Raw genomic sequence first — 22,454 nt, forward strand, 5'->3', positions numbered from 1 at the left:
TGTGGCGGTCAAGAGTGCGCACAATGGGTTCCATGGAGCCCATCAGTCCCCTTGAGCAGGCCCTGCATGCCGCGCGCGCCCTCGTGCTCGCCGATCTGGTCGCGGGCGAGGTCGCCCAGGCGGACGTGGTCTCGCTGGTCGAGGACTCGGTCACGGAGCGGCGCTGGTGGGTCGAGCAGTGGCCGGACGGCGTGGCCTACGTCGCCGGACTGGTCGCCCAGGACGTGCAGGACGCGCTGCTGGAGCGGTACGGCCGCTGGCCGCTGTGCCCGGTGTGCCGCTCGGGCGACCCGCACGCGCTCGACGTGGAGCCGGAGCTGGGTCCCGATCCGCACTGGGTCTGCCACAAGGCGGGCGTGAAGGTCGCGGCGGTGGGCTCACTGGGCTCGGCCACCGGAGGAACGGCCTCGTCGTGACCCTGTACATCGACCCGCCCACCTGGCCGGGACACGGACGCATGTGGTCGCACCTGGTCAGCGACGTGTCCTACGACGAACTGCACGCGTTCGCCCAGAAGCTGGACGTGCCCAGGCGCGCCTTCGACCGCGACCACTACGACCTCCCGGCGCACCGGTACGCGGACGCGGTGGGGGCCGGGGCGGTCGAGGTCGGCAGCCGCGAGGTGGTGCGGCTGCTGCATGCCTCCGGCCTGCGCCGGCGCAAGCGCAGGGGGGCTCAGGCCCGGCGGACGTAGAGCTGGAGCCCGTCCTCCAGGCCCTGTTCGGCGTGGGCGATGCGCTCCCCCTCCTCCACGGTCGCCCGGGTGAACCCGGCCCGGGAGACCACGCGCTGGGAGGGGAGGTTGGCGGGCTCGATGGTCGCGAACACCATCTGGACGTCGTCGCGGGCCAGCGCCCAGTTGGTCAGCGTGCGCAGCGCCTCGGTGGCGTAGCCCTGGCCCCGGGCTTCCTCGACGAGGTCGTAGCCGATCTCCACCCAGCCGTGCTCGTTCGGGGCGCCGTGGAAGCCCATGCCGCCGATCGCGCGGCCGTCCTCGTGCCGTACGAGCGCGAAGACGCCGAACTCCGGCCGGTGCACCCCCGCTTCGTACGCCTTGACCAGGGAGCCGCAGGCGTCCCGGGTGCCCTGGTAGGGGCCGCCCTCGGCCCAGTCCAGGCCGCCGTCGCCGCCGAGGCGCAGGTCGCGGGCGACGGCCGGGCGTAGGCCGGTGAGCGTGACGCGGTCGGCGGGCAGGACGAGGTTGTTGTGCCAGCGCCAGTCGGTGACCGGGGCGCGGCCGGGCAGCTCGCCGCGGCCGGTGGCCCACAGCAGGGTCGGCCAGGCCGCGGGGCCGGGCTGGACCTGCGGGAAGAGCCAGGTCAGGACGGACTCGGCCAGCTCCTCGTCCGGTGTGTAGGCGAGACCGAGGCCCTCGGCGATGTCATGCGTGTGCAGCAGCACCTCGGCGATGCCCATCGCCGCGAAGCCCTCGCGGTCGGCGCTGCGGAACGGGTAGGGGTGGAAGGCGCGCACGCCGGGTGGGGCGGTGCCGACGGCGGCGGCGAGCAGCGCGCCGGCCGTCTCGATCACGTGCAGGAGACCGGCGTTGCCGGTGCCCTCGTCGAGGGTGATGGCGAAGGGGACGTACGCGTCCTCGGCCCGCCCCGCGAGGTTGGCCGCGTAGGCCACGCAGTCCTCGGCCATGTGGAACGCCGTGGCGTGGCAGCTCCACTCCAGCCGCCCGGCGCCCACAGCCGTCCAGTCCCGGTCCACCGCGGGCCGAAGCGCCGCCGTGCAGCCCGCGACGGCCTTGTTCACATCGTCCCCGCTGATCGTTCGCATGAGGCGCACTCTAGGGAAGCGGCGGTCTCAGGTCGACAGCAATTCCAGCTCGGATGCGAGGTTGTAGCGGGCGGTGGCCTCCCAGTGCTCCCGGCCGTACGGGGTGTGGAACAGGCTCGGCAGACCGAGGAGTTGGCGAAGAACCGCCGAACGGCCCTCGCGGAAGGCGTCGTTCGGCACGAAGTGGTACTCCTCGCGGACCTCGGCGGTGTAGGTGGCGTACGCCGACGGGGGTGCGGCCAGGATCGCGAGGTCCGCGTCGCACAGCACCTGGCCGTCGCGGTCGCCCGCGGCCGGGTCGTGTGTGACGGTGAGCCGGACCAGCCGGGCCACCTCGGCCGTCTTCGCCTCCGGCACGCCCGCCTCCGGCAGCGCGCGCTCGGCGAGCCGCGCCGAGCGCTCCTCGTTCTCGGACCGCTCCGGCAGATAGACGGCGTCGTGGAACCAGGCGGCCAGACGTACGGCGTCCGCGTCCGCGGCATGCCCCTGGAGCACGTCGATGTGCTCGAGCACCGCCGCCAGGTGGGCCACCGTGTGGTACCGGCGCTGCGGCTCCTGCCAGCGGGCGAGCAGGTTGTCGGCGTACGGCGCCGGGTCGGGGCCGCCGCCGGGGGCGCGGGCGGCTTCCAGGGCGCGGGCGAAGCGGAGGCGCAGGGCGTCGAGGTCGGCCATGGGCCCATTGTGGCGTGCGGGTGGCTCATTGCCGCGTGCGGTCGGCCGCGGGGCGGGGCAGGGCGTACCCTTTCGATTGGACTAGACCTCTAGAGCCGTACTTGGAAACCTGGATCTGTAGCCGCGATGAATGGGGTGCCATGAGCAAGCGTGCAGTCCTGGAGGTGATCGCGCTCGACGTGGCGGACGCGGTCGCCGCCCAGGCCGGAGGCGCGGATCGCCTGGAGCTGGTGACCGAGATGGCGGCCGACGGGCTCACCCCCGCGACCGCCACCGTCGCCGGGATCCGGGCCGCCGTCGACATCGACCTGCGCGTGATGCTGCGGCTGTCGGACGGGTTCGCGGCGGGCGCCGCCGAGGACGTCGCCGCTCTGGTCCGGGCGGCGGGCGAGATGCGGGAGGCGGGGGCCGACCAGTTCGTGCTCGGCTTCCTCGACGCGACCGGCGCGGTGGACCTGGCGGCGGTGGAGCGGGTGGTCGCCGCGCTGGACGGCTGCGCCTGGACCTTCCACCGGGCGATCGACCACGCCGCCGACCGCGACGCCCTGCGCAAACAGCTCGCCGACCTGCCCGGCCTGGACGCCTACCTCACGGCGGGCGCCGCCGCCGGCGTGGACGAGGGACTGCCCACGCTGGTCGCGGAGGCGGGCCGCCGTGGCGAGCCCGGGTACGACCAGACGCTCCTGGTCGGCGGCGGGCTGCGCCTGGAGCATGTCCGCCCGCTGCGGAACGCGGGGATCGACGCGTTCCACATCGGCGGCGCGGCTCGCTCCGCGGGCTGGGCCGGGCCCGTTTCCGAGGAGGCTGTGCGGGAGTGGCGGAGGGTGGTGGACGGGGAGTAGGACCGGCCCCGCCCACCACGTCACCCTGCCGCGATCGCGACCAGGACGAACAGGACCAAGAGCACGAACGTGCTCAGCGGGAACAGCCCGAACATGCCCGCCGGGCGGCGCAGGACCGGCTTGCCCGGGTCCAGGCCGGGGCCCATGGCGGCCATCGGCGGGGGCAGCTTGCGGATCTTGGACAGGGTGAAGAGGTTGATCAGCAGCGTGATGGGCGTGATGAACATCGACATCGGGCCCCACCAGCCCTGCACCATCGTGTCCGACTGCATCTTGCGGAACACGGCGAGCGCGCAGGTCTGGCAGAAGGTGCCCTTCCGCCACAGGTTCCGCATCACGATCAGGAAGCCCTGGTGGCCACGGATCGTCACCCGCGTGGCCGGCCCGGCCCCGCACACGTCGCAGCCGGGCCCGGCGGGCGCCTGCTGGTAGGGAGCCTGCTGGCTGTGGTCGAAAGGTCCCTGCTGGTACGGCGCCTGCGGCTGGCCGTAGGCGCCGGGCGCCTGCTGGGGCTGGTACGGCGCGGGGGCCGGCTGCTGGTACGCGCCGGGCGCCTGCGCGTACGGCCCGGGGGCCTGCTGGTAGGGACCCGGCTGCTGCGGGTACGCACCCGGCTGCTGCTGGTACGGCCCCGGCGCCTGCGGGTAACCGGGATGCGGGGACGGCGGTGTGCTCAACGGAGGCCTTTCCATGGGGACGTGGCGGAACGGAGCAGAACCCTACTCACCGTCCCTTTCCGCGAGTTGCGCGGGCACCGGTGCGGTGTGGGTCACGATCAGACCCGAGACCGCTCGAGTGAGCGTCACGTACAGGCGCCGCAGGCCCGTCCGCTCGTCCGGCTCGCCGTCCACCACCGCCTGGGGCTCGTCCAGGACCACGTAGTCGTACTCGAGGCCCTTGGCGAGGGACGCCGGGACCAGAGTGAGGCGGGTTTCGCGGGTGGTCTCCTCGCCGGGGGCGAGGTGGGTGAGGCCCGCCGCCGTCAGGGCCTCGGCCAGGGCCGGGATGCGGGCGTCGGCGGCGATCAGGCCGGTCGAGCCCTCGCTCAGCAGCAACTCCTCGCAGGCCGCGACGACTTCGGCGGTCTCCGTCACCGCACGGACCTCGAAGAAACCGGGGTTCTCACGGACCGAGGCGACCGGGGTGAGACCGGGCGCGATGTGCGGCAGGAGCCGGGAGGCGTACGTGATGACGTCCGTCGGCACGCGGAAACCGGCCGTCAGCTCCTCGATCACGCCCTCGCGCTTGCCGAGGTGGGCGAGGGCCTCGTCCCAGCTCCGGGTCGCCCACGGGGTCGTGCCCTGGGCCAGGTCGCCGAGCACGGTCGCGCTGCCGGTGGTGCAGCGGCGGCCGACCGAGCGGTACTGCATGGGGGACAGGTCCTGCGCCTCGTCCAGGACGACATGGCCGAGCGAGTGGGTGCGCTGGATCAGGTCGGCCGCCTCGTCGATCAGCACCGCGTCCGCCGGCGACCACCTGGCCGCCTTCACGCTGCGCACCGGCTTGACCCACAGGATCGTCTTCTGCTCGTCCTCGTCGAGGATCCCCTCGGCGTGCTCGGCGAGGAAGTCCGCGTCCGTCAGCAGACGCAGCACCAGCTTCGCCGGGTCGACGGCCGGCCAAAGGGCCTTCACGGCCGCCTTGACCGCGCTGTTGCGGGCCACCGCGTCCTGCACCCGGTCGTCCGGCGCCTCCCCGGCCCGCTCCATCTGCACCAGCACCGCGTGCGCGATCCGCTGCGGCAGCGCCTCCCGGGCGGCGCCGTAGCGGATGTCCCGCTGCAGCAGCTCCCGTACGACCTCCTCGAGTTCGTACACCGGCACCCGCCAGCGGCGCGAGCCGCGCACGACCACGACCGGCTCGCCCGGCAGGGTCACATGGGAGTACAGGGCCCGGCGCAGCACCTCGGCCATCCGGGCGTCGCCCTTGACGACGGCCGCGGCCGCCTCGTCCGTGCCGCGTACCTCCACATGCGCCACCAGGTCGTCCACGGTGGCCTGCTGCACCGCCAACTCGCCCAGCGCCGGGAGGACCTGCTCGATGTAGTGCAGGAAGGACCGGTTCGGCCCGATGACGAGGGTGCCGGTGCGGGCCAGCCGCTCCCGGTGGGCGTAGAGGAGGTAGGCGACCCGGTGCAGGCCGACGGCGGTCTTCCCGGTGCCCGGCCCGCCCTGGACGCAGACGGTCCCGCCCAGCCCGGAGCGGACGATCTCGTCCTGCTCGGGCTGGATGGTGGCGACGATGTCCCGCATGGGGCCGACGCGCGGCCGCTCGATCTCCTGCTGGAGCAGCCTGCTGGTCCTGGTGGTCTCCTGCGGGTCGGAGAGGTGCTCGTCCTCGTACGCCGTGAGGTCGCCGCCGGTGTAGCCGAATCGGCGGCGCAGCCCGACGTCCATCGGGTCCTTCTTGGACGCCCGGTAGAACGGCTGCGAGACCGGGGCGCGCCAGTCGATGACCATGGGGTCGCCGTCGGCGTCGTGCACATGCCGGCGCCCGATGTAGAACTGCTCGCCCTCCGCGCCCTCGGCCCGGTCCGCACCCGGCGCGTGCAGGTAGTCCAGCCTGCCGAAGAACAGCGGGGTGTCGCTGAGGTCGGCCAGCGCCTTGATCCGGTCGTCGATCTGGCGGGCCAGCACCTGGGCGTTCACCCAGTTCGCGGCGACGTCCTTGATGTCCAGCGCCTCCACGTCCTCGCGCATGGCGCGCAGTGCGGCACGGGAGGAGGCCAGATGGGCACGCTCCCGGCCGAGCGGGTCGTCGAGCAGGTCGTCGAGCGGGTCGTCGAGCGGGGCGGCGGACGGGGCGTCGAGCGGCTCTTGGGCGGGCGTGGACAAGGGGGTGCCTCCGGTAGACCTGCTGGGTGGCTACGACGTTGCCGCACGGTTTCCGACCGGGCGACGGCACTCCGCTGGGGAGGCGGGCAAGAGCGGAGATTCTAGGCGAGGGGCTGAGGACCGGGCCAATGAATTTCCTGTCCCTGAATTTCCTGTCCCCTAGGGGACACATGGTCCCCGGCGTAGGGGCCGGGATCCACCCCGAGGCCTAGCCCCAGGCGTTTGGGATTGGCTCTGGAGACCGATGCGATTGCGGTGTCCCCGGAGCCACCATGGAGACATGAGCGCAGCAACCATCTCCCCGGCCCCCGCCAGGCCCCCGTCCGGGGCCACGGCGACGGACGGCCCCCATCACCACCCGCTCGGCAACGCCCTGCGCGCGATCAAGGTGTTCGCGGAAGCGGCGTTCAACGTCGTGATCCTCGGCGAGTACGGCGAGGAAGCGGGCATACGCCGCCGGTGACCGCCCCGGGGGTTCAGCCCTCCGCCAGGATCTCGTCGGCGTCCATGATCCGGTAGGCGTAGCCCTGTTCGGCCAGGAACCGCTGGCGGTGGGCGGCGAAGTCCTGGTCGATGGTGTCGCGGGCGACGACCGAGTAGAAGTGCGCCTGGTGGCCGTCGGCCTTCGGGCGGAGCACCCGGCCGAGGCGCTGTGCCTCCTCCTGCCGGGAGCCGAAGGTGCCCGACACCTGGATCGCGACCGTCGCCTCGGGCAGGTCGATGGAGAAGTTCGCGACCTTGGAGACGACCAGCACGCTGATCTCGCCCTCACGGAAGGCGTCGAAGAGCTTCTCGCGCTGGGCGTTGGAGGTCTCGCCCTTGATGACGGGGGCGTTCAAGTGCTCGCCCAGCTCGTCGAGTTGGTCGATGTACTGCCCGATGACGAGGATCTGCTGCCCGGCGAAGCGGCGCACGATCGCCTCGGTCACCTTCCGCTTGGTGTCCGTCGTCGCACAGAAGCGGTACTTCTCCTCCGTCTCGGCGGTGGCGTACGCCAGCCGCTCGGACTCGGTGAGGTTCACCCGGACCTCGACACAGTCGGCGGGCGCGATGTACCCCTGCGCCTCGATCTCCTTCCAGGGCGCGTCGAACCGCTTGGGCCCGATGAGGGAGAAGACGTCCGACTCACGGCCGTCCTCGCGCACCAGGGTCGCCGTCAGCCCGAGGCGACGCCGCGCCTGCAGATCGGCGGTGAACTTGAAGACGGGAGCCGGCAGCAGATGCACCTCGTCGTAGACGATCAGCCCCCAGTCCCGGGAGTCGAACAGCTCCAGATGCGGGTAGACACCCTTCCGCTTCGTCGTCAGCACCTGGTACGTGGCGATGGTGACCGGCCGGATCTCCTTGCGCGTCCCGCTGTACTCGCCGATCTCGTCCTCGGTCAGCGAGGTCCGCTTCACCAGCTCGTGCTTCCACTGCCGGGCCGAGACGGTGTTGGTGACGAGGATCAGGGTGGTCGACTTGGCCTGCGCCATGGACCCGGCACCGACCAGCGTCTTCCCGGCGCCACAGGGGAGGACGACGACCCCGCTGCCGCCGTGCCAGAAGTTCTCCACGGCCTGCTTCTGGTAAGGCCGAAGCGCCCAGCCGTCCTCCAGCAGCTCGATCGGGTGCGCCTCGCCGTCGACGTACCCGGCGAGGTCCTCGGCCGGCCAGCCCAGCTTCAGCAGCACCTGCTTGATCTGCCCGCGCTCGGAGGGGTGCACCACGACCGAGTCCGGATCGATCCGTGCCCCGACCAGCGGCGCGATCCGCTTGGACTTCAGCACCTCCTCCAGCACCGGCCGGTCGGTGGTGGTGAGGACCAGTCCGTGCGCCGGGTGCTTGGACAGGGTCAGGCGGCCGTAGCGGTCCATGGTCTCGGCGATGTCGACCAGCAGCGCGTGCGGCACCGGATACCGGCTGTACTGCACCAGCGCGTCCACGACCTGCTCGGCGTCGTGCCCGGCCGCCCGCGCGTTCCACAGCCCGAGCGGTGTGACCCGGTAGGTGTGGATGTGCTCCGGCGCCCGCTCCAGCTCGGCGAACGGCGCGATGGCCCGACGGCAGTCGTCGGCCCGCTCGTGGTCGACTTCCAGGAGCAGGGTCTTGTCGGACTGGACGATGAGAGGACCGTTCACGCGCGGCACACCCTTTCCATTGCAGCCAAACGTCCAGTGTGCCGCATCGGCCGCCGAACGGGGTCAGTCCTCCGCCAGCTCCGCCACTCCCGTGATCCGGTGCAGCGGATAGGTGCGGACCTCGTCCGCCGTGTGGTCGTACGCCGTGACGAAGCCGCCCTCGACGCGGACCGGGGCGATGACGCGCTGAGTGGCGGAGCCCTCGGCGTTGACGTAGCCGATCCAGAGGGAGCCGCCGGTCAGGACGGCGGCCTGCATGGTGGCCAGGGTCTCGGCGGAGGACGTGCGGGGCAGCTCGCCGCCCGCCGCCGGGGCGCCGGCGCCGGCCGCGGCGGGTTTGCGCGGAGCGGTCGCGGCGAGGTCGCCCGCCCGGATCGCGCGGATCGCCGCCGCGAGGAGCATGGCGTCGGGCGGCGGCGGACCCTCCGGGACCGGCTCGGGGGCGGTGCGCGGCGGGGTGCGGTGGGCGTGCGCGCGGGCGATCAGGACGTCACCCTCGGCGGACTCGGCGGCCGGCGCGTAGCCCAGCGCGCGCAGGCCCTCCAGCAGCGCCGCGGGGTCGCACTGGGCGGCCAGCACGGTCGGCGCGAGCCGGCGCAGGCGCAGGGCGGCGGAGCGCTTGTCGGCCAGGATCTCGTTCAGCACGGCGTCGTCGTCGCAGCGCACGTACGCCGAGGCCGCGCCCACCCGCAGATGACCGTGCTTGCGGGCCACGTCGTCGATCAGATACGCGAGCGGCTGCGGGACCGGCGTACGGGAGTGCCCGGCGAGGAAGGCGTGCAGGTCGGCGGCGGTGCGGCCGGCGTCCAGGGCGCGGCGGACCGAGGCGGGCGTGAAGCGGTAGACCGTCGCCCCGCCCTTCGACTCGACGTCCGCGAGCACGCCGAGGGTGTCGGCGAGCGGACGCTGCAGCGGTCCCGGCGCCACCGCCGTCAGGTCGGCCTGGAGGAGGACGTGGTCCAGCGGTTCGGGCAGGAGCGGGGCGAGGACGCGTGCGGCGGCCGCCGTCGCCACCGCCTGCTCCGGGGCGGAGAGCGGGGCGGGGACGGGCGCGCGGTGGTGGTGGACCGGAAGCTTGGCTCCCGGACCCGCCTCCTCGGCCGTGGGTGCGGTGGCGGCGGCCGCCGTCGAGGCGCCGAGCAGCGCGCGGCCGTGCGCCGACAGCGCGCCCCGGCCGGTGATCCCCAGTAGCTCCGCCTCCGACAGGGACCAGCGGGCCAGCCGGGAGCGCAGGTCCTCCTCGCCGCCCCGCTGGGGCCCGCGCAGCGGCCGTTCCCAGCGCAGCCGGGCCAGGACCGACTCGGTGTCCGGTGCGGTACCGGTCGCGAGCCCGGCCAGCAGGGTCAGCACCCGGTGCCGTACCTCGGCGGCGGCCGAGCGGTCCAGGCCCGGGCCGAGCGCGGAGAGCGTCCGGTCCTTCGCGTCCCGCCCGCCGACCAGCCCCGGCGTGCGGGTCGCCGCCAGCCAGGCCTCGGCGAGCCGGGCCCAGCGCTCGGCGGCGAACCGCTCCAGCCACTCGTCGTAGGCGGGCGTGGCCGCGTACCGCTCGTCGGCCTCGCCGTCGGAGGCGATCAGGCCCGCCGCGTACGCCAGCTCGACCCAGAAGGCGGCGACCGGCTCGGCCACGCCGAGGGCGACGGCGGTCCGCTTCAGGTCGCGCACGCTCAGCCCGCCGGCCCGCAGCACCGCCGGGCCGCCCTCGTCCCAGTCCTTCAGCAGCTCCTCGACGGTCGCGAGCGCGGTGTACGCCTGCCCGGCCGCCGTCGCGTCCACCACCTGCGGACTGTGGGCCGCGGCAGGCTCCACGGCCGGCGGCTGCGGTTCGGGCATGCGGTGCGCGCGGCCCTCGCGCAGGTGCAGGGCCACCTCGCGGGGCAGGACCACCGTGCCGGGCGCGGTCGGCAGCAGCAGGCCCCGGTCGAGCAGCCAGCGCAGATGCGCGGCCGGATCCGCGGTGACCTGCCCGTACGGCGGCCCCCACACCAGCCGGTTCAGCACCTCGCGGGCGCCCTCCGGGGCCCCGGCGAGCAGCTCGGCCATCTTCGCGCGATCGCCGAACAGGGCGGTGAGCGCGGCCACGGCGGACACCGCGTCATGCGTCGACGGCAGCCCGGCCGCCGCCACGATCTCCTGGATCCGGCCCGGCGACATGCCCGAGGACGCCTCCTGCACGGTCGGGCCGAGCCCGGTCGGGGAGGGGTGCTGCGGGGCGGGCGCGAGAAGTTCACGGGCGGTGCGCACGAGCCGCAGCCGCTCGTCGTCGCCCCACACCAGCGCCTGCTCGCGCAGCGTGGCGAGGGCACGCGGCAGGGCCGCGGCCACCGTCTCGTCCCCCGCGTCACCGGCCATCAGCCCGAGCAGCGCGCCGTACGGCGCCGGGTCCGGGGCCACGGCCAGCGCCTCCGCCGTCTGCAGCGCGAACCGGTCCAGCCGCTCCAGCGCGCGCAGCACCGAGGCGCGGGTGCCGGCGCGGGTGGCCAGCTGGGTGAGGTCGGTCGGGACGGGCGTGATGAGGTCGGGCCGGCTGCGCAGGAGCGCGGACAGCGAGACGTCGTCCCTGGCGCGCAGCGCTTCCGCGAGGGAACGGGGAGCTGGTTGGGCCGCTTGGCTCATCTGACCCACGGTAGCGGGTGCCACCCCCGCCGGTCCTGCCCCCGCACCTTGGTCATGGGCTTCTCGACACCGCTCTGCGCTACCGTCCTCACGGGGTTTCACCGCCGTCGCCCCGGAGGGGTTTCCGTTGGGGATCGAGAGCGACCAGGTCGTCTACGAGTACCTGAGCCGTGTCGGGGACATCGCTCAGCAGCGGCAGCTGCCGTCGGCCACACGGATGCGGCTCGTGTCGGAGCTGCGCAACGAGATCGACCGGCACCGGGCCAAGGTGACGGTGGACTCGCCCGCCGCCGTCCGCCGCATCCTGGACCGGCTCGGCACCCCGGACGAGGTCGTCGAGGCGGCGGGCGGCGCCTCCGGCACCACCGGCCGGTTCCCGCGGCCGTCCGCCGCCGTGCCCGAACAGCCGGGGCAGCCCGCGCCGCGCGAGCGCGAGCCGGAGCCCGCGGACAGCGGCGACCGGCCGAGGAAGGGCCTGCGCCGGGTCGTGCCCCGCCCGCGCCCCGCCGATCCCGGGCCCGGCCCGGCCACCCCGCGCGACGCACCGTCCCCGCCGCATCTCGCATCCGCGCACGAACTCGGCGACAGCGTGACCCAGCCCGACTGGTGGCGGGTCGGCGGCAGCCCCTTCGGCGGCGGCGCCGAGACGGACTCGGTGCCGGGGTTCGTCGGCGGCGTGGAGATCCCGGAACTGCTCAGGCGCCCGCCGAAGGAGACGCAGGAGACGGGAGAGTCGAGAGAGACGAGGGCGGCGAAGGAGGCGAGGGAGGCGAAGGAGGCGGCCCCGGAGGCCGCCGCGGCCGAGCCGGAGGCGGACGCCACCGAGGCAGCGCCCGGCCGGCGCCGCCGGCTCCTGCCACGCCCCGCCGCCGGCTGGACCAACCCCCTCCTGCTGCTGGCCGCCGCCGCGCTGGTCGCGGGCGCGGTGCTCGGCAACTGGTTCGCGCTCCTGCTCGGCTGGGTGATCGCGTACGGCTCGCGGAGGCTCACCGCCGCGGAGACCAAGACGGCCGTGATGATCCTGCCCGGTACGGCGGTGGCGGCGGGGCTGGTGTGGCTGTGGGGGCGGGACAACGGGCGGTGGGGCCGGCCGATCGCGCAGGGACACATGGCGGACGCGGTGGCGGGGACGTGGCCGTGGGTGGTCAGGGGCGCGGCGGTGGCGTCGGCGTTGTACCTGGTGTGGCGATCCCAGAGACGGAGGTAGAGCGCCCCGCGGGGCGGCGGGGAACCGCGCGACCGGCCACCCGCGGACGCGCACCCGGCAACCGGCCGGAAGTCCTTCGGCGCCGGTCCGCCCGGCCGGACCGCCGGGAGGCCCCAGGCACAATGACGCACATGACTCTCACCGTCGGCTTCGACCTCGACATGACCCTCATCGACTCCCGCCCCGGCATCCGTGCCTGCTACCAGGCCCTGTCGGAGCGGACCGGGACGTACATCGACGCCGATCTGACGGTGACGCGGCTGGGGCCGCCGCTCGCCGAGGAGCTGATCAACTGGTTCCCCGAGGAGCGGATCCCCGCGATGGTCGACCTGTACCGGGAGATGTACCCGACGATCGCCATCGACGCGACCCCCGCCATGGCCGGCGCCCGTGAGGCCATAGCCGCCGTGCGGGCGGTCGGCGGCCGGACCATGGTCGTCACGGCGAAGTACGAGCCCAACGCCAAGCTGCACCTGGCGCACCTCGGCCTCGAGCCCGACGTGGTCGTGGGCGACCTGTGGGCGGAGCAGAAGGCGCAGGCGCTGCGCGAGTACGGCGCGGCCGTCTACGTCGGCGACCACGTCGGGGACGTGCGCGGGGCCCACATGGCGGGCGCCCTGTCCGTCGCCGTCGCCACCGGTCCCTGCCCGGCCGGCGACCTGTGCGCGGCCGGGGCGGACGTCGTGCTGGACGACCTGCGCGCGTTCCCGGGCTGGCTCGACGGCTACCGCTCGGCGGCGGCCCGCGCCTGACGCCGGCCGGCCGTCACCGACACGAGCACCCCGGCGCCCGCGAGCAGGAAACCGACGCCCATGAGCATGCTCAGCAGGTACATGTACGTCGGAAATGGTTTCGCGCCGAGGAACAGCGGGGTCACCGTGACGAGGGTGGCCACGGCCCCGATGAAGAAGACGACGGCACCGGTGCGGATCAGTCGGTCACCGGGAGCGGCGGAATTCGTTTGGGTTTTGTCACGCACCGGACCAGGGTAGTTCCCAGCGGCAGAGAACAACCGGGGGACGTCTTGTCACCCGCTCGAAGACCATTAGCCTTGGTAGCGCTTGGTAGCGGCGGGTCACGGACGACCCGCTCCAGTGCTATCAAGAGCCGTTTCCGTGAGTTTTCCCGACGAGATACGAGGACGAGGACAGACGTGCCTACCGGCAAGGTCAAGTGGTTCAACAGCGAGAAGGGCTTCGGCTTTCTCTCCCGCGACGACGGCGGTGACGTCTTCGTCCATTCCTCGGTTCTCCCCGCCGGAGTCGACGCACTCAAGCCGGGACAGCGCGTGGAGTTCGGTGTCGTCGCCGGTCAGCGCGGTGACCAGGCGCTTTCGGTGACCGTTCTCGACCCGACGCCGTCCGTCGCCGCCGCCCAGCGCAAAAAGCCGGACGAACTGGCCTCCATCGTCCAGGATTTGACGACCCTGCTCGAGAACATCACCCCGATGCTCGAGAAGGGCCGCTACCCCGACAAGGTCTCCGGCAAGAAGATTGCCGGCCTGCTGCGGGCGGTCGCCGACCAGTTGGACGTCTGATCCGCCGGGAGCGGACCACGTGAGTGGCGTTCACGCTGCCGAGCGGGTGCACGGCCCGCCAGTGGCGTGCGACCTGGGTCGGTTTCGACGTGCTGCTGGTGCTCGCCATGGCGTCCACCCCGGTGCTCGGCCGGTGGCGGCACCGGGCCGTCGTCGTGGCGGCCGTCGCGACCGGGGCGCTGCTGGTGTGCGACGCGTGGTTCGACGTGTCGCTAGTGCCCCGGCAGGCAACGTTCGCCCGTCAAGGAGCGGCGTCCGGTGCGTGCTCTCGGTGTGCCGGCCGGATGCCCTCGTACTGGACGTACTTGGGCTTCCGGGCGGTGCGGCGAGTGGGGGCACCTCCCGGCCGAAGGCTGGGGGAGCGTGCCGGGCGTCGCGACGGGGCGAACGTTGCCTGTTGGGGCACTAGCCTCGGCACCCCGGACGTGTGGCTGTCGGCCGCGCTCGCGGTCTTCGTCGAACCGCCCCTGGGCGGCTTCCTCATCCGCAAGGTCCTGGGGATGCTGTCGCTGGCCCGGTGGCCGTCCGCCGACCACCTCACCGACGGCGACGGGCGGAGCTGAGCCCGCCGGGCCGCCCGGCCTCAGGGAAAGTCGAGGGCGTCCGGCCCGAGGGCGGGTACGAGCCCCTCGGCCGCCGCGCGGGTGAGCAGTCCGCGGACCGCCGCGTAGCCGTCCTCGCCGAGGCCGGCGGTGAACTCGTTGACGTACAGCCCGATGTGCTGGTCCGCCACGGCCGGGTCCATCTCCTGGGCGTGCTCCATGACGTACGGCCTGGACACCTCCGGGTCGTCCCAGGCGGCCCGTACGGAGGCGCGGATGGCGTCGGCGAGCTGGGTGAGGGCCTGCGCGCCCAGTGAGCGCTTGGCGATGATCGCGCCCAGCGGGATCGGCAGCCCGGTGGTCCGCTCCCAGTGCTCGCCCATGTCGGCGAGCTTGTGCAGCCCGTAGTTCTGGTACGTGAAGCGGGCCTCGTGGATGACCAGTCCGGCGTCCACCTTGCCGTCCCGCACGGCCGGCATGATCTCGTGGAACGGCATGACGACGATCTCGCCGACCCGGCCCGGCAGCGTGTCCGCCGCCCACAGCCGGAAGAGGAGATAGGCGGTCGACTTCTCGCTGGGCACGGCCACCGTACGGCCCGTCAGGTCGGTCCCGGGCTCCCTCGTGAGCACCAGCGGCCCGCAGCCCCGCCCCAGCGCGCCGCCGCACGGCAGCAGCGCGTACTCGCCGAGGACGTACGGCAGGACGGCGTACGACACCTTCAGCACGTCGAACTCGCCGCGCTCGGCCATGCCGTTGGTGATGTCGATGTCGGCGAAGGTCACGTCCAGCGCGGGGGCGCCGGGGATCCGGCCGTGGGCGAGGGCGTCGAAGACGAAGGTGTCGTTCGGGCAGGGGGAGTACGCGATCTTCACAGGCTCACCGGGCGTGTGCGTCGTGTGCGTCATGTGCGTTCCAACTCTCCAGTACGGGGGCGAGGTTCCCGAACGCCTCGGTGAGGGCGCCGAGAGCGTCGCCGATGCGCCAGGCGGCGCGGTCGCGCGGGCCGACCGGGTTGGAGACGGCGCGGATCTCCAGCACCGGCACCCCCTGCGCGGCGGCGGCCTCCGCGACCCCGAATCCCTCCATGCCCTCGGCGAGCGCGCCGGGGTGCCGGGCGCACAGGGCGTCGGCGCGGGCGGCGGTGCCGGTGACGGTGGAGACGGTGAGGATCGTGCCGGTACGGGCGCCGGTGGCCGCGGCCGCGACCCGGACGAGTGATTCCGGCGTGCGATGGGTGACGGTGCCGAAGCCGAGTTCGGTGACCGTGAGGAAGCCGTCGGCGGTCTCGGCGCCCAGGTCCGCCACGGTGATCGCGTCGGCGACGACGAGCGAGCCGACGGGCGCGTGCGGTGCGAAGCCGCCGCCGATCCCGGCCGAGACGACCAGGCCGTAGGGGGTGCCGCCGAGCGCGGCGGCGGTGAGGGCGGACGCGGTGGAGGCGGCGGCGCGGGCCGGGCCGACGCCGGCGGCGAGCAGGTCCCAGCCGGGAGCGGCGCGGCGCACGGCCGCTCCGGGAAGCCGTGTCTCCGTGTGCCCTTCGGGATCGGTCCCGGCTCCGGTGTTCGTGCCGGTTCCGGAGAACGCCCGTGCCACCGCGTCCCGTTCGGCGGGAACCGCGGTGGCCACGAGGACGCGTGGGGAAGACGTGGTCAGGACGCCTTCTTCAGCTTGAAGGACCACAGGCCCTTGCCCGGGCTGCTGGCGCCCATCTGGATGGTGACCGTGTTGGTGTCGCCCTGGGTCCCGTACTGGGCGTTGAAGAACGCGCTGCCCGGGATCGTGCGGTACGTCTTCTTGCTGGAGTCGGTGAACTGGCGGCCGTTCACCAGGATGACCCAGCCGGCGTCAGCGATCTTCGGGTCGACGCCGAAGCGGACCGTGTCGTCCGTGTCCACCGTGATCGACTTGACGTCGTTCACCTTCTTGGCGCACTTCGCCAGCGACTTGGCGTCGAGCGCGTTGCCGTCGTTGTAGCACAGGGCCTCGGAGTTGACCGAGCTTCGGCCGACGGTGACCGTCGCGACGGGCGTCGGCTTCTCGCAGGCCGAGAGCAGGAGCAGTCCGGCGGATACGGCGCCGGCAGCGGCGACGGCGCGGCGGCGTCGCACAGCGGATTGCAGCGTGGTCATGGCCGAAGGCTATCGGGCGCCCGGAGCCGTCCGCCCACGTGGGGTGCGGCGTGCCCGGTTCGTTACGCCAGGCGTGCCCCGGCCCGGCAGACCGTGTCCACTTCGTTATGCCGCGCGAGTGGTGACGGATGCCGGGCGCGTCAGGCCACACGGGTCCGGGGGCGGCCGCCGTGCCGGGCCGAGGCCAGCAGTCCCTTCAGGGTGGCCAGCCAGCCGACGGCCACGAACGCGGCGCCGACGAACAGGCCGACGGTGCCGTCGAGCGGCAGCACGATGCCGACGGCGCCGCCGAACACCCAGGCCATCTGGAGCAGGGTCTCCGAGCGCGCGAACGCGGAGGTGCGCACCTGCTCCGGCACGTCCCGCTGGATCAGCGCGTCCAGGGCCAGCTTGGCCAGCGCCTGGGCGAACCCGGCGACCGCGGTGAGACAGGCCACCAGGAACGCGCCGAAGAACACCGCGGCCACGACCGCCGTACCGAGCACCACCGCGACGACGGTCACGATGATGATCTCCGGAGCGCGCGATCTCAGCCAGTTCCCGACGGCCGTGCCGAGCGCGTTGCCCACCCCCGCGGCGACGCCGACTATCCCCAGCGAGACCGCCGCGCTCTCCCCGGTCAGCGGGTGCTCGCGGAGCAGGAAGGCCAGGAAGAAGATCAGGAAGCCGGACAGGCAGCGCAGGGCGGCGTTGGCGCCGAGCGCGTGCGTCACGGCCGGCCCCACGGTCCGCAGCCCCGGCCGTTTCGCCTGCTGCTTCCTGCGCGGCCCGTGCAGGTGCTCCGCGTCGGCCGCGAGCAGCGCCACGTCCTCGCCCTTGGCGGAGTCGACCTCGGGCGGCAGGGTGAACGACAGGAACGTGCCCGCCACGAAGATCACGAAGGCGCCGTAGAGCGGCCACGGATCGCCGGCCTTGTGCAGCCCCGCCGCGACCGGCGCGGCGGCCCCGGTGGCCAGCAGCCCGGCCAGGGTGACCCGGGAGTTCGCCTTCACGAGCGAGAACCGGGGCGGCAGCAGCCGCGGCACGACCGCACTGCGGACCACGCCGTACGCCTTCGACGCGACCAGCACGCCCAGCGCGGCGGGATACAGCTCCAGGCTGCCGCTCGCCACCGCGCCCGAGATGATCAGCGCGAGCAGGGCCCGGGCCAGCATGGCCGCGGCCATGGCGGCGCGCCGCCCGTGCGGCAGCCGGTCCAGGAGCGGCCCGATGACCGGGGCGAGGACCGTGAAGGGCGCCATCGTGATGGCGAGATACAGCGCTACCCGCCCGCGCGCCTCGTCGGTCGGCACGGAGAAGAACACGGTGGAGGCGAGCGCCACGGTGACCATCACGTCACCGGCGCCGTTCACCGCGTGCAGCTCGATCAGCTTGCCCAGCCCCGATTCGCCCGCACCCTGGGCGTGCGTGGCCTTGCGGATCCCGCGTGCGGCACCGGTGACCGGGAAGTGCAGGGCACGGCCGACGGAGCGGACGGCGCCACCGACCCGGCTCGCACCGCCACCCCGAACACCACGCCTGTCCGCGGTCGCCACGTGCTTCATAGTGCCCCGAGAAGCGGCCGGATAGTGCGGTACGGCGCGCACTGCCGTGCACGGACCGCGGACCGGGCCCTTACCGACGGGTGGCCGGTCGGGAGAGAATGCCGCGTAGCGGTGACGAATCCTGTTCGGTGTAGCGTGCGTATCTCAGCCATAACGCAGAATGGATGGCAGAGGTGCGCCCGAGCGCGCGGATGCAGACGTCGATGCGGTCCTCCGGTCCGCTCCGTCGGCAGGCCCGCCAAAGGCAGCCGCACTCGTGAGACGGCGTAGGAGAGAAGCGATACCTGTGAGCGCAGCGACAACGCGAAGCCGCACCCCCGACCGTCTGTGCGCGGAGGCGGTCGACCTCGCCCGCGGTGCCGCCGAGGAGGCCGCCGCGCCCGGCGTGGTCGGCGAGCACGCCGGCCTGGTCTCGGAGGGCGACCGTGTTGTCACGCACTTCTTCGAGTGCAAGGAACTGGGCTACCGCGGCTGGCGCTGGGCGGTGACGGTGGCCCGCGCCTCCCGCGCCAAGGTCGTCACCCTCGACGAGGCGGTCCTGCTGCCCGGCCCCGACGCGCTCCTCGCCCCCGAGTGGGTCCCCTGGAGCGAACGCCTGCGCCCCGGCGACCTCGGCCCCGGCGACCTCCTGCCCACCGACCAGGAGGACCTGCGACTGGAGCCCGGCTACACGGGCGAGGAGGAGCCGTCGCCGAAGTCACCGGTCTCGCAGGAGATGGCGGAGCTGGCGGAGGCGGAGGACGCCGACGTCACCCCGGGCGCCCCGGCGGCCCAGCCCACGGTGCCCTCCCGGGGCTCCATCGCCGCCGTCGCCGAGGAACTGGGCATGCGCCGCGCCCGTGTCCTGTCCCGCTACGGCCTGCATGTCGCGGCCGACCGCTGGGAGGAGGCTTTCGGCCCGAAGACCGCGATGGCCCAGGCGGCCCCGGCCACCTGTATGACCTGCGGCTTCCTCGCCCCGATCGGCGGTTCCCTGGGCCAGGCCTTCGGCGTGTGCGCCAATGAGTTCGCCCCGGCCGACGGCCGTGTGGTCTCCCTCGCCTACGGCTGCGGCGCCCACTCGGAGGCCGCGGTCATGCCCAAGCCCCCGCAGCCCGCCCCGCCGGTCGTCGACGAGACCAAGGTCGACCACTTCCCCCTGCGCCCCGCCCGCGACTCCGGCTCGGTCCCGGAGACGGGCGACGAGGAGACGGCGGAACTGGGTCACTCGTAGCGGCACCGGTTTCGGCCCCGGGTCCGGTCCCGGTTTCGGCACCGAGCCCGGCCCCGGTTTCGGCACCGGGTGCGCAAGGGCCGCCTTCACCCGTAGGGGGCGGCCCGGAACCCGGGACACCTCGCTTCACCGCAGCCCGGGACGGGACTCTTCACCGGCCCGGCGGCCACCGCACCCCCCGTCGACAGCGCCCCCACCCCCGCCCGCTGTACCTTCGTCCTCACGTCGACGAGGAGTGTGAACGTGAGCAGCAAGTTCGTGTGGCCGGCGGCCGAGGGCGCCGACCCCTTCGGCACCGCCCGGCTGCGGCGCGGTGTGCTCGACGCCTGGGCCACCAGCCCCGCCCGGTTCCGGGAGGACGCCAACGCCGAGGAGGACCTGGTCCTCGGCGGCTACCGGGACCGGCTCGTCGTCGAGCTGGCCCAGAACGCCGCCGATGCCGCCGCGCGGGCGAAGGTGCCCGGGCGGCTGCGGCTCACCCTGCGCGACGGTGTGCTCGTCGCCGCCAACACCGGTGCCCCGCTGGACGCGGCGGGGGTCGAGTCGCTGTCCACGCTGCGGGCCTCCGCCAAGCGGGACGCCGAGGGCGCCCAGGGTGCCGTCGGACGCTTCGGCGTCGGGTTCGCCGCCGTACTCGCCGTCACCGACGAGCCCGCCATCGTGGGCCGGCACGGGGGCGTGCGGTGGTCCCTCGCCGAGGCGCGGGAGCTGGCCGCCGGCACCGCCCGGCACAGCCCCGGGCTCGGGGACGAGGTCCGGCGGCGGGACGGGCACGTGCCCCTGCTCCGGCTGCCCTTCGCCGCCGAGGGCACCGCCCCGGAGCCGTACGACACCGCCGTCATCCTGCCCCTGCGCGACACGGCCGCCGCCGATCTCGCCGAGCGGCTCCTCGAGGCCGTGGACGACGCCCTGCTCCTCGCCCTTCCCGGGCTCGAGGAGGTCGCCATCGAGATCGACGGGCAGAGCGCGCGCGTGCTCCGCCGTCGCGGCGACGGCGCCGTCACCGTCGTGGAGGACTCCCGGGCCGGCACCACCCGGTGGCGCACCGTCTCCGCGCACGGGCCGCTCACGCCCGACCTGCTCGCCGACCGGCCCGTGGAGGAGCGGCTGCGGCCCCACTGGTCCGTCACCTGGGCGGTGCCCGAGGACGAGGCCGGGCGGCCGGTGCGGCCCCGGACCGCGTCCGTCGTGCACGCGCCCACTCCCAGCGACGAGCCCCTCGGCGTCCCGGCGCTGCTCATCGCCTCCTTCCCCCTCGACACCACCCGCCGGCACACGGCCCCCGGCCCCCTCACCGACTTCCTGGTGCAGCGCGCGGCCGGCCTCTACGCCGAACTCCTTTCCGCATGGCGGCCGGTGACGGACGGAATCATCGACCTCGTGCCCGGGCCGCTGGGCAAGGGCGAGCTGGACGGCGCGCTGCGCCAGGCCGTGCTCGAGCGGCTGCCGCGCACCGCCTTCCTGCCCCCGGCCGTTCACCCGGCGGCCGGCGACGACGAGCTGCCCGAGGTACTGCGGCCCCGGGACGCCGAGTTGGTGGAGGGCGCCGGCGCCGGGACCGTCCGGGTGCTCGCCGAGGTGCTGCCCACCCTGCTGCCCGCAGGTCTCGAGCGCCGCGCCGAGCTGCGCGGCCTGGGCGTCGCCCGGCTCTCGCTCGCCGACGCCGTCGACCGGCTCGCCGGGCTGGAGAAGGACCCCGACTGGTGGTGGCGGCTCTACGACAGCCTCGCCGGGGTCGACCCCGACCGGCTCTCCGGGCTGCCGGTGCCGCTCGCCGACGGGCGCACCACCATCGGACCCCGGCAGGTCCTCCTGCCCACTCAGGACGCCGCTCTGATCGACCCGGACGTCCTCGGCCGGCTCGGGCTGAAGGTCGCCCACGAGAACGCCGCGCACCCGCTGCTGGAGAAGCTGGGCGCGCTGCCCGCCACCCCGCGCGCGGTGCTCACCACCCCGCAGGTGCGGGCCGCCGTCGCCGCCTCCCTGGACGAGGAGGGCGCACTGGGCTGGGAGGACGACGCGCCGGACGCGGAGGAGCTGGCCGACACCGTCCTCGGGCTGGTGCGCGACGCCGGGCTCGAGCCCGGGGACGAGCCCTGGCTGGGCGCCCTCGCCCTGCCCGACGAGGACGGGGAGCCGGCCCCGGCGGGCGAACTGGTCCTTCCCGGCAGCCCCTTCGCCCGGGTGATCCGCGAGGGCGAACTGGCCGCCGTGGACCGCGAGCTGGCGGACAAGTGGGGCGAACAGCCGCTGACCGCCTGCGGAGTGCTCGCGAACTTCGCGCTGGTCCGCGCCGCCGACGTCGTCCTCGATCCGGACGAACTGGAGCCCCGCGAGAGCGACTTCGCCGAGCCCGACGACGCCGGACTGCTCGACGCCGTCGACGTGTGGTGCGAGGACATCCTCGACCGCTTCCCCGACAGCCCCGTCCCGCCGGTCGCCACCGAACTGGTCGCCGTACGCGACCTGGACCTGGTGGACGACGACCACTGGCCCGAGGCGCTCGCCCTGCTGGCCCAGCCGCCGCTGCGGGACGCCCTCACCCAGCCGGTGCGCATCCTGCTGCCCGACGGCACCCACGAGGTCGTACGGCCCTACACCGCGTGGTGGCTGCGCGGCCACCCCGTGCTCGACGGGCGCCGGCCCGCGGGTCTGCTCGCGTCCGGCGGCGACCGGCTCCTGCGCGGCCTGTACGACGAGGCCGACGCGACCGGGTTCGAGGACGAACAGGTGCTGCGGGCCCTGGGCGTGCGGACCTCGGTCGCGGCCCTGCTGGACGAGCCCGGCGGCGCCGCCGAGCTGCTGGACCGGCTGGCCGACCCCGATCGGCCGGTGTCCCCGGCCCAACTGCACGGGCTGTACGGCGCGCTGGCCGAGCTGGACCCCGAGCAGGTGACCCTGCCGGACGAGCTGCGGGCCGTGGCCGACGGGCGGGTGGAGGTCGTGGACGCGGCCGAGGCGGTCGTGGTCGACTCGCCCGACCTGCTGCCCTTCACCTCCGGTGTGCCGCTGCTGCCGGTCCGGCCGGCCCGGGCCGCCGAGCTGGCGGAGCTGTTCCAGGTGCGGCGGCTGAGCGAGTCCGTCACCGGCGAGGTGCACTCCGAGGGGACCGAGCACGACGTACCGGAGCCGGTGCGGGTGCTGCTCGGACCGCGCACACCCGGGACGTACGTCGAGCACGAGGAACTGGTCGTGGACGGCGTGGAGATCGACTGGCGGCTCACCGACGACGGGGTGCTGCACGCGGCCACGCTGGAAGGGGTCGCGGCCGGCCTCGCCTGGGCGGCCGGCCAGTGGCCACGCCGGTTCGAGGTGGCGGCCCTGCTGGAGGACCCGTCCAGGACGGAGGAACTGGCCAGGGACCGGTGGTTCGACTAGGGCCTCGATTCCCTGATCCCCTGATCCCCTCACGGAAT

At 74.1% G+C, this 22,454-nt stretch carries 21 protein-coding genes; 10 read left to right on the plus strand and 11 right to left on the minus strand.

The window, feature by feature from the left end; translation table 11 throughout:
- Window positions 1–32 precede the first annotated feature (32 nt).
- Window positions 33–416, plus strand: a complete 384-nt coding sequence (locus tag A6P39_RS23440; RefSeq protein ID WP_067053667.1) for a hypothetical protein — start codon at window positions 33–35, stop codon at window positions 414–416.
- Window positions 413–694, plus strand: coding sequence for a DUF4031 domain-containing protein (locus A6P39_RS23445; RefSeq protein WP_067053567.1), 282 nt, complete (start codon window positions 413–415; stop codon window positions 692–694). The genes A6P39_RS23440 and A6P39_RS23445 overlap by 4 nt, the downstream gene beginning before the upstream one ends.
- On the opposite strand, the gene A6P39_RS23450 is transcribed toward A6P39_RS23445, so the two are convergent.
- Window positions 676–1,782, minus strand: a complete 1,107-nt coding sequence (locus A6P39_RS23450; RefSeq protein WP_067053565.1) for a GNAT family N-acetyltransferase — start codon at window positions 1,780–1,782, stop codon at window positions 676–678. The two genes, A6P39_RS23445 and A6P39_RS23450, sit on opposite strands and share 19 nt — an antisense overlap.
- Window positions 1,783–1,809: 27 nt before the next feature.
- A complete protein-coding gene (locus A6P39_RS23455; RefSeq protein WP_067053563.1) occupies window positions 1,810–2,454 on the minus strand; it encodes an HD domain-containing protein in 645 nt (214 codons plus the stop codon).
- A 140-nt stretch (window positions 2,455–2,594) separates the two neighbouring features.
- Between A6P39_RS23455 and A6P39_RS23460 the strand changes: the two genes are divergently transcribed.
- Entirely contained in the window at window positions 2,595–3,296 is a 702-nt protein-coding gene (locus tag A6P39_RS23460; protein WP_067053561.1) for a copper homeostasis protein CutC, read from the plus strand.
- A gap of 20 nt (window positions 3,297–3,316) precedes the next feature.
- Here the strand turns inward: A6P39_RS23460 and A6P39_RS23465 are convergent, their stop codons facing one another.
- Window positions 3,317–3,973 carry a hypothetical protein gene (locus tag A6P39_RS23465; RefSeq protein ID WP_067053558.1) on the minus strand — a complete coding sequence of 219 codons (657 nt, stop codon included), beginning with the start codon at window positions 3,971–3,973 and terminating at the stop codon, window positions 3,317–3,319.
- 42 nt (window positions 3,974–4,015) lie between these two features.
- Window positions 4,016–5,995 (minus strand): HelD family protein, encoded by a 1,980-nt coding sequence (locus A6P39_RS23470; RefSeq protein ID WP_234379175.1) that lies wholly within the window; start codon window positions 5,993–5,995, stop codon window positions 4,016–4,018.
- 415 nt (window positions 5,996–6,410) lie between these two features.
- Between A6P39_RS23470 and A6P39_RS23475 the strand changes: the two genes are divergently transcribed.
- Complete coding sequence (locus A6P39_RS23475; RefSeq protein ID WP_067053556.1) at window positions 6,411–6,593, plus strand: hypothetical protein; 183 nt, start codon at window positions 6,411–6,413, stop codon at window positions 6,591–6,593.
- 13 nt (window positions 6,594–6,606) lie between these two features.
- Here the strand turns inward: A6P39_RS23475 and A6P39_RS23480 are convergent, their stop codons facing one another.
- Both A6P39_RS23480 and A6P39_RS23485 read right to left on the minus strand, forming a co-directional pair.
- Window positions 6,607–8,250, minus strand: a complete 1,644-nt coding sequence (locus tag A6P39_RS23480) for a DNA repair helicase XPB (protein WP_067053663.1) — start codon at window positions 8,248–8,250, stop codon at window positions 6,607–6,609.
- A gap of 63 nt (window positions 8,251–8,313) precedes the next feature.
- Entirely contained in the window at window positions 8,314–10,863 is a 2,550-nt protein-coding gene (locus tag A6P39_RS23485) for a helicase-associated domain-containing protein (protein ID WP_067053554.1), read from the minus strand.
- Between the two features lie 127 nt (window positions 10,864–10,990).
- On the opposite strand from A6P39_RS23485, the gene A6P39_RS23490 reads away from it, so the two are divergent.
- Both A6P39_RS23490 and A6P39_RS23495 read left to right on the plus strand, forming a co-directional pair.
- Window positions 10,991–12,070 (plus strand): hypothetical protein, encoded by a 1,080-nt coding sequence (locus A6P39_RS23490; protein ID WP_067053552.1) that lies wholly within the window; start codon window positions 10,991–10,993, stop codon window positions 12,068–12,070.
- 131 nt (window positions 12,071–12,201) lie between these two features.
- Window positions 12,202–12,822 carry an HAD family hydrolase gene (locus tag A6P39_RS23495; RefSeq protein WP_199840974.1) on the plus strand — a complete coding sequence of 207 codons (621 nt, stop codon included), beginning with the start codon at window positions 12,202–12,204 and terminating at the stop codon, window positions 12,820–12,822.
- Here the strand turns inward: A6P39_RS23495 and A6P39_RS23500 are convergent.
- Complete coding sequence (locus A6P39_RS23500; protein ID WP_067053548.1) at window positions 12,795–13,049, minus strand: hypothetical protein; 255 nt, start codon at window positions 13,047–13,049, stop codon at window positions 12,795–12,797. The two genes, A6P39_RS23495 and A6P39_RS23500, sit on opposite strands and share 28 nt — an antisense overlap.
- A gap of 174 nt (window positions 13,050–13,223) precedes the next feature.
- Between A6P39_RS23500 and A6P39_RS23505 the strand changes: the two genes are divergently transcribed.
- Window positions 13,224–13,607 (plus strand): cold-shock protein, encoded by a 384-nt coding sequence (locus tag A6P39_RS23505; RefSeq protein ID WP_067053546.1) that lies wholly within the window; start codon window positions 13,224–13,226, stop codon window positions 13,605–13,607.
- A gap of 23 nt (window positions 13,608–13,630) precedes the next feature.
- Window positions 13,631–14,170: a hypothetical protein gene (locus tag A6P39_RS23510; protein WP_234379173.1), complete on the plus strand. Its 540-nt coding sequence runs from the start codon at window positions 13,631–13,633 to the stop codon at window positions 14,168–14,170.
- Between the two features lie 20 nt (window positions 14,171–14,190).
- Here the strand turns inward: A6P39_RS23510 and A6P39_RS23515 are convergent, their stop codons facing one another.
- The 4 genes from A6P39_RS23515 to A6P39_RS23530 form a co-directional block, all read right to left on the minus strand.
- On the minus strand, window positions 14,191–15,057 hold the full coding sequence (locus A6P39_RS23515; protein ID WP_067053543.1) for a 1,4-dihydroxy-6-naphthoate synthase: 867 nt from the start codon (window positions 15,055–15,057) through the stop codon (window positions 14,191–14,193).
- Complete coding sequence (locus tag A6P39_RS23520) at window positions 15,029–15,778, minus strand: futalosine hydrolase (RefSeq protein WP_079133716.1); 750 nt, start codon at window positions 15,776–15,778, stop codon at window positions 15,029–15,031. Before A6P39_RS23520 ends, A6P39_RS23515 begins: the two co-directional genes overlap by 29 nt.
- 23 nt (window positions 15,779–15,801) lie before the next feature.
- The gene (locus A6P39_RS23525) at window positions 15,802–16,281 is read right to left on the minus strand and encodes a DUF2771 domain-containing protein (protein ID WP_067053541.1); all 480 of its coding nucleotides are present in this window, start codon (window positions 16,279–16,281) and stop codon (window positions 15,802–15,804) included.
- Between the two features lie 140 nt (window positions 16,282–16,421).
- The gene (locus A6P39_RS23530; RefSeq protein ID WP_067053539.1) at window positions 16,422–17,825 is read right to left on the minus strand and encodes an MFS transporter; all 1,404 of its coding nucleotides are present in this window, start codon (window positions 17,823–17,825) and stop codon (window positions 16,422–16,424) included.
- A 286-nt stretch (window positions 17,826–18,111) separates the two neighbouring features.
- Between A6P39_RS23530 and A6P39_RS23535 the strand changes: the two genes are divergently transcribed.
- Both A6P39_RS23535 and A6P39_RS23540 read left to right on the plus strand, forming a co-directional pair.
- A complete protein-coding gene (locus A6P39_RS23535) occupies window positions 18,112–19,038 on the plus strand; it encodes a DUF3027 domain-containing protein (protein ID WP_067053537.1) in 927 nt (308 codons plus the stop codon).
- Window positions 19,039–19,281: 243 nt separating this feature from the next.
- Window positions 19,282–22,416: a sacsin N-terminal ATP-binding-like domain-containing protein gene (locus A6P39_RS23540; protein ID WP_067053534.1), complete on the plus strand. Its 3,135-nt coding sequence runs from the start codon at window positions 19,282–19,284 to the stop codon at window positions 22,414–22,416.
- The last annotated feature ends 38 nt before the right edge of the window (window positions 22,417–22,454 follow it).

This window comes from Streptomyces sp. FXJ1.172 (genome assembly GCF_001636945.3).
In the GTDB taxonomy this organism is placed as follows: domain Bacteria; phylum Actinomycetota; class Actinomycetes; order Streptomycetales; family Streptomycetaceae; genus Streptomyces.

What these genes read in the sequence shown, in the direction of transcription:
- A6P39_RS23485 (WP_067053554.1), bottom strand. Translation starts at nt 10,863, where the DNA reads ATGAGCCAAGCGGCCCAACCAGCTCCCCGTTCCCTCGCGGAAGCGCTG.
- A6P39_RS23530 (WP_067053539.1), bottom strand. Translation starts at nt 17,825, where the DNA reads ATGAAGCACGTGGCGACCGCGGACAGGCGTGGTGTTCGGGGTGGCGGT.
- A6P39_RS23525 (WP_067053541.1), bottom strand. Translation starts at nt 16,281, where the DNA reads ATGACCACGCTGCAATCCGCTGTGCGACGCCGCCGCGCCGTCGCCGCT.
- A6P39_RS23495 (WP_199840974.1), top strand. Translation starts at nt 12,202, where the DNA reads ATGACTCTCACCGTCGGCTTCGACCTCGACATGACCCTCATCGACTCC.
- A6P39_RS23470 (WP_234379175.1), bottom strand. Translation starts at nt 5,995, where the DNA reads ATGCGCGAGGACGTGGAGGCGCTGGACATCAAGGACGTCGCCGCGAAC.
- A6P39_RS23475 (WP_067053556.1), top strand. Translation starts at nt 6,411, where the DNA reads ATGAGCGCAGCAACCATCTCCCCGGCCCCCGCCAGGCCCCCGTCCGGG.
- A6P39_RS23515 (WP_067053543.1), bottom strand. Translation starts at nt 15,057, where the DNA reads ATGACGCACACGACGCACACGCCCGGTGAGCCTGTGAAGATCGCGTAC.
- A6P39_RS23455 (WP_067053563.1), bottom strand. Translation starts at nt 2,454, where the DNA reads ATGGCCGACCTCGACGCCCTGCGCCTCCGCTTCGCCCGCGCCCTGGAA.
- A6P39_RS23460 (WP_067053561.1), top strand. Translation starts at nt 2,595, where the DNA reads ATGAGCAAGCGTGCAGTCCTGGAGGTGATCGCGCTCGACGTGGCGGAC.
- A6P39_RS23450 (WP_067053565.1), bottom strand. Translation starts at nt 1,782, where the DNA reads ATGCGAACGATCAGCGGGGACGATGTGAACAAGGCCGTCGCGGGCTGC.
- A6P39_RS23440 (WP_067053667.1), top strand. Translation starts at nt 33, where the DNA reads ATGGAGCCCATCAGTCCCCTTGAGCAGGCCCTGCATGCCGCGCGCGCC.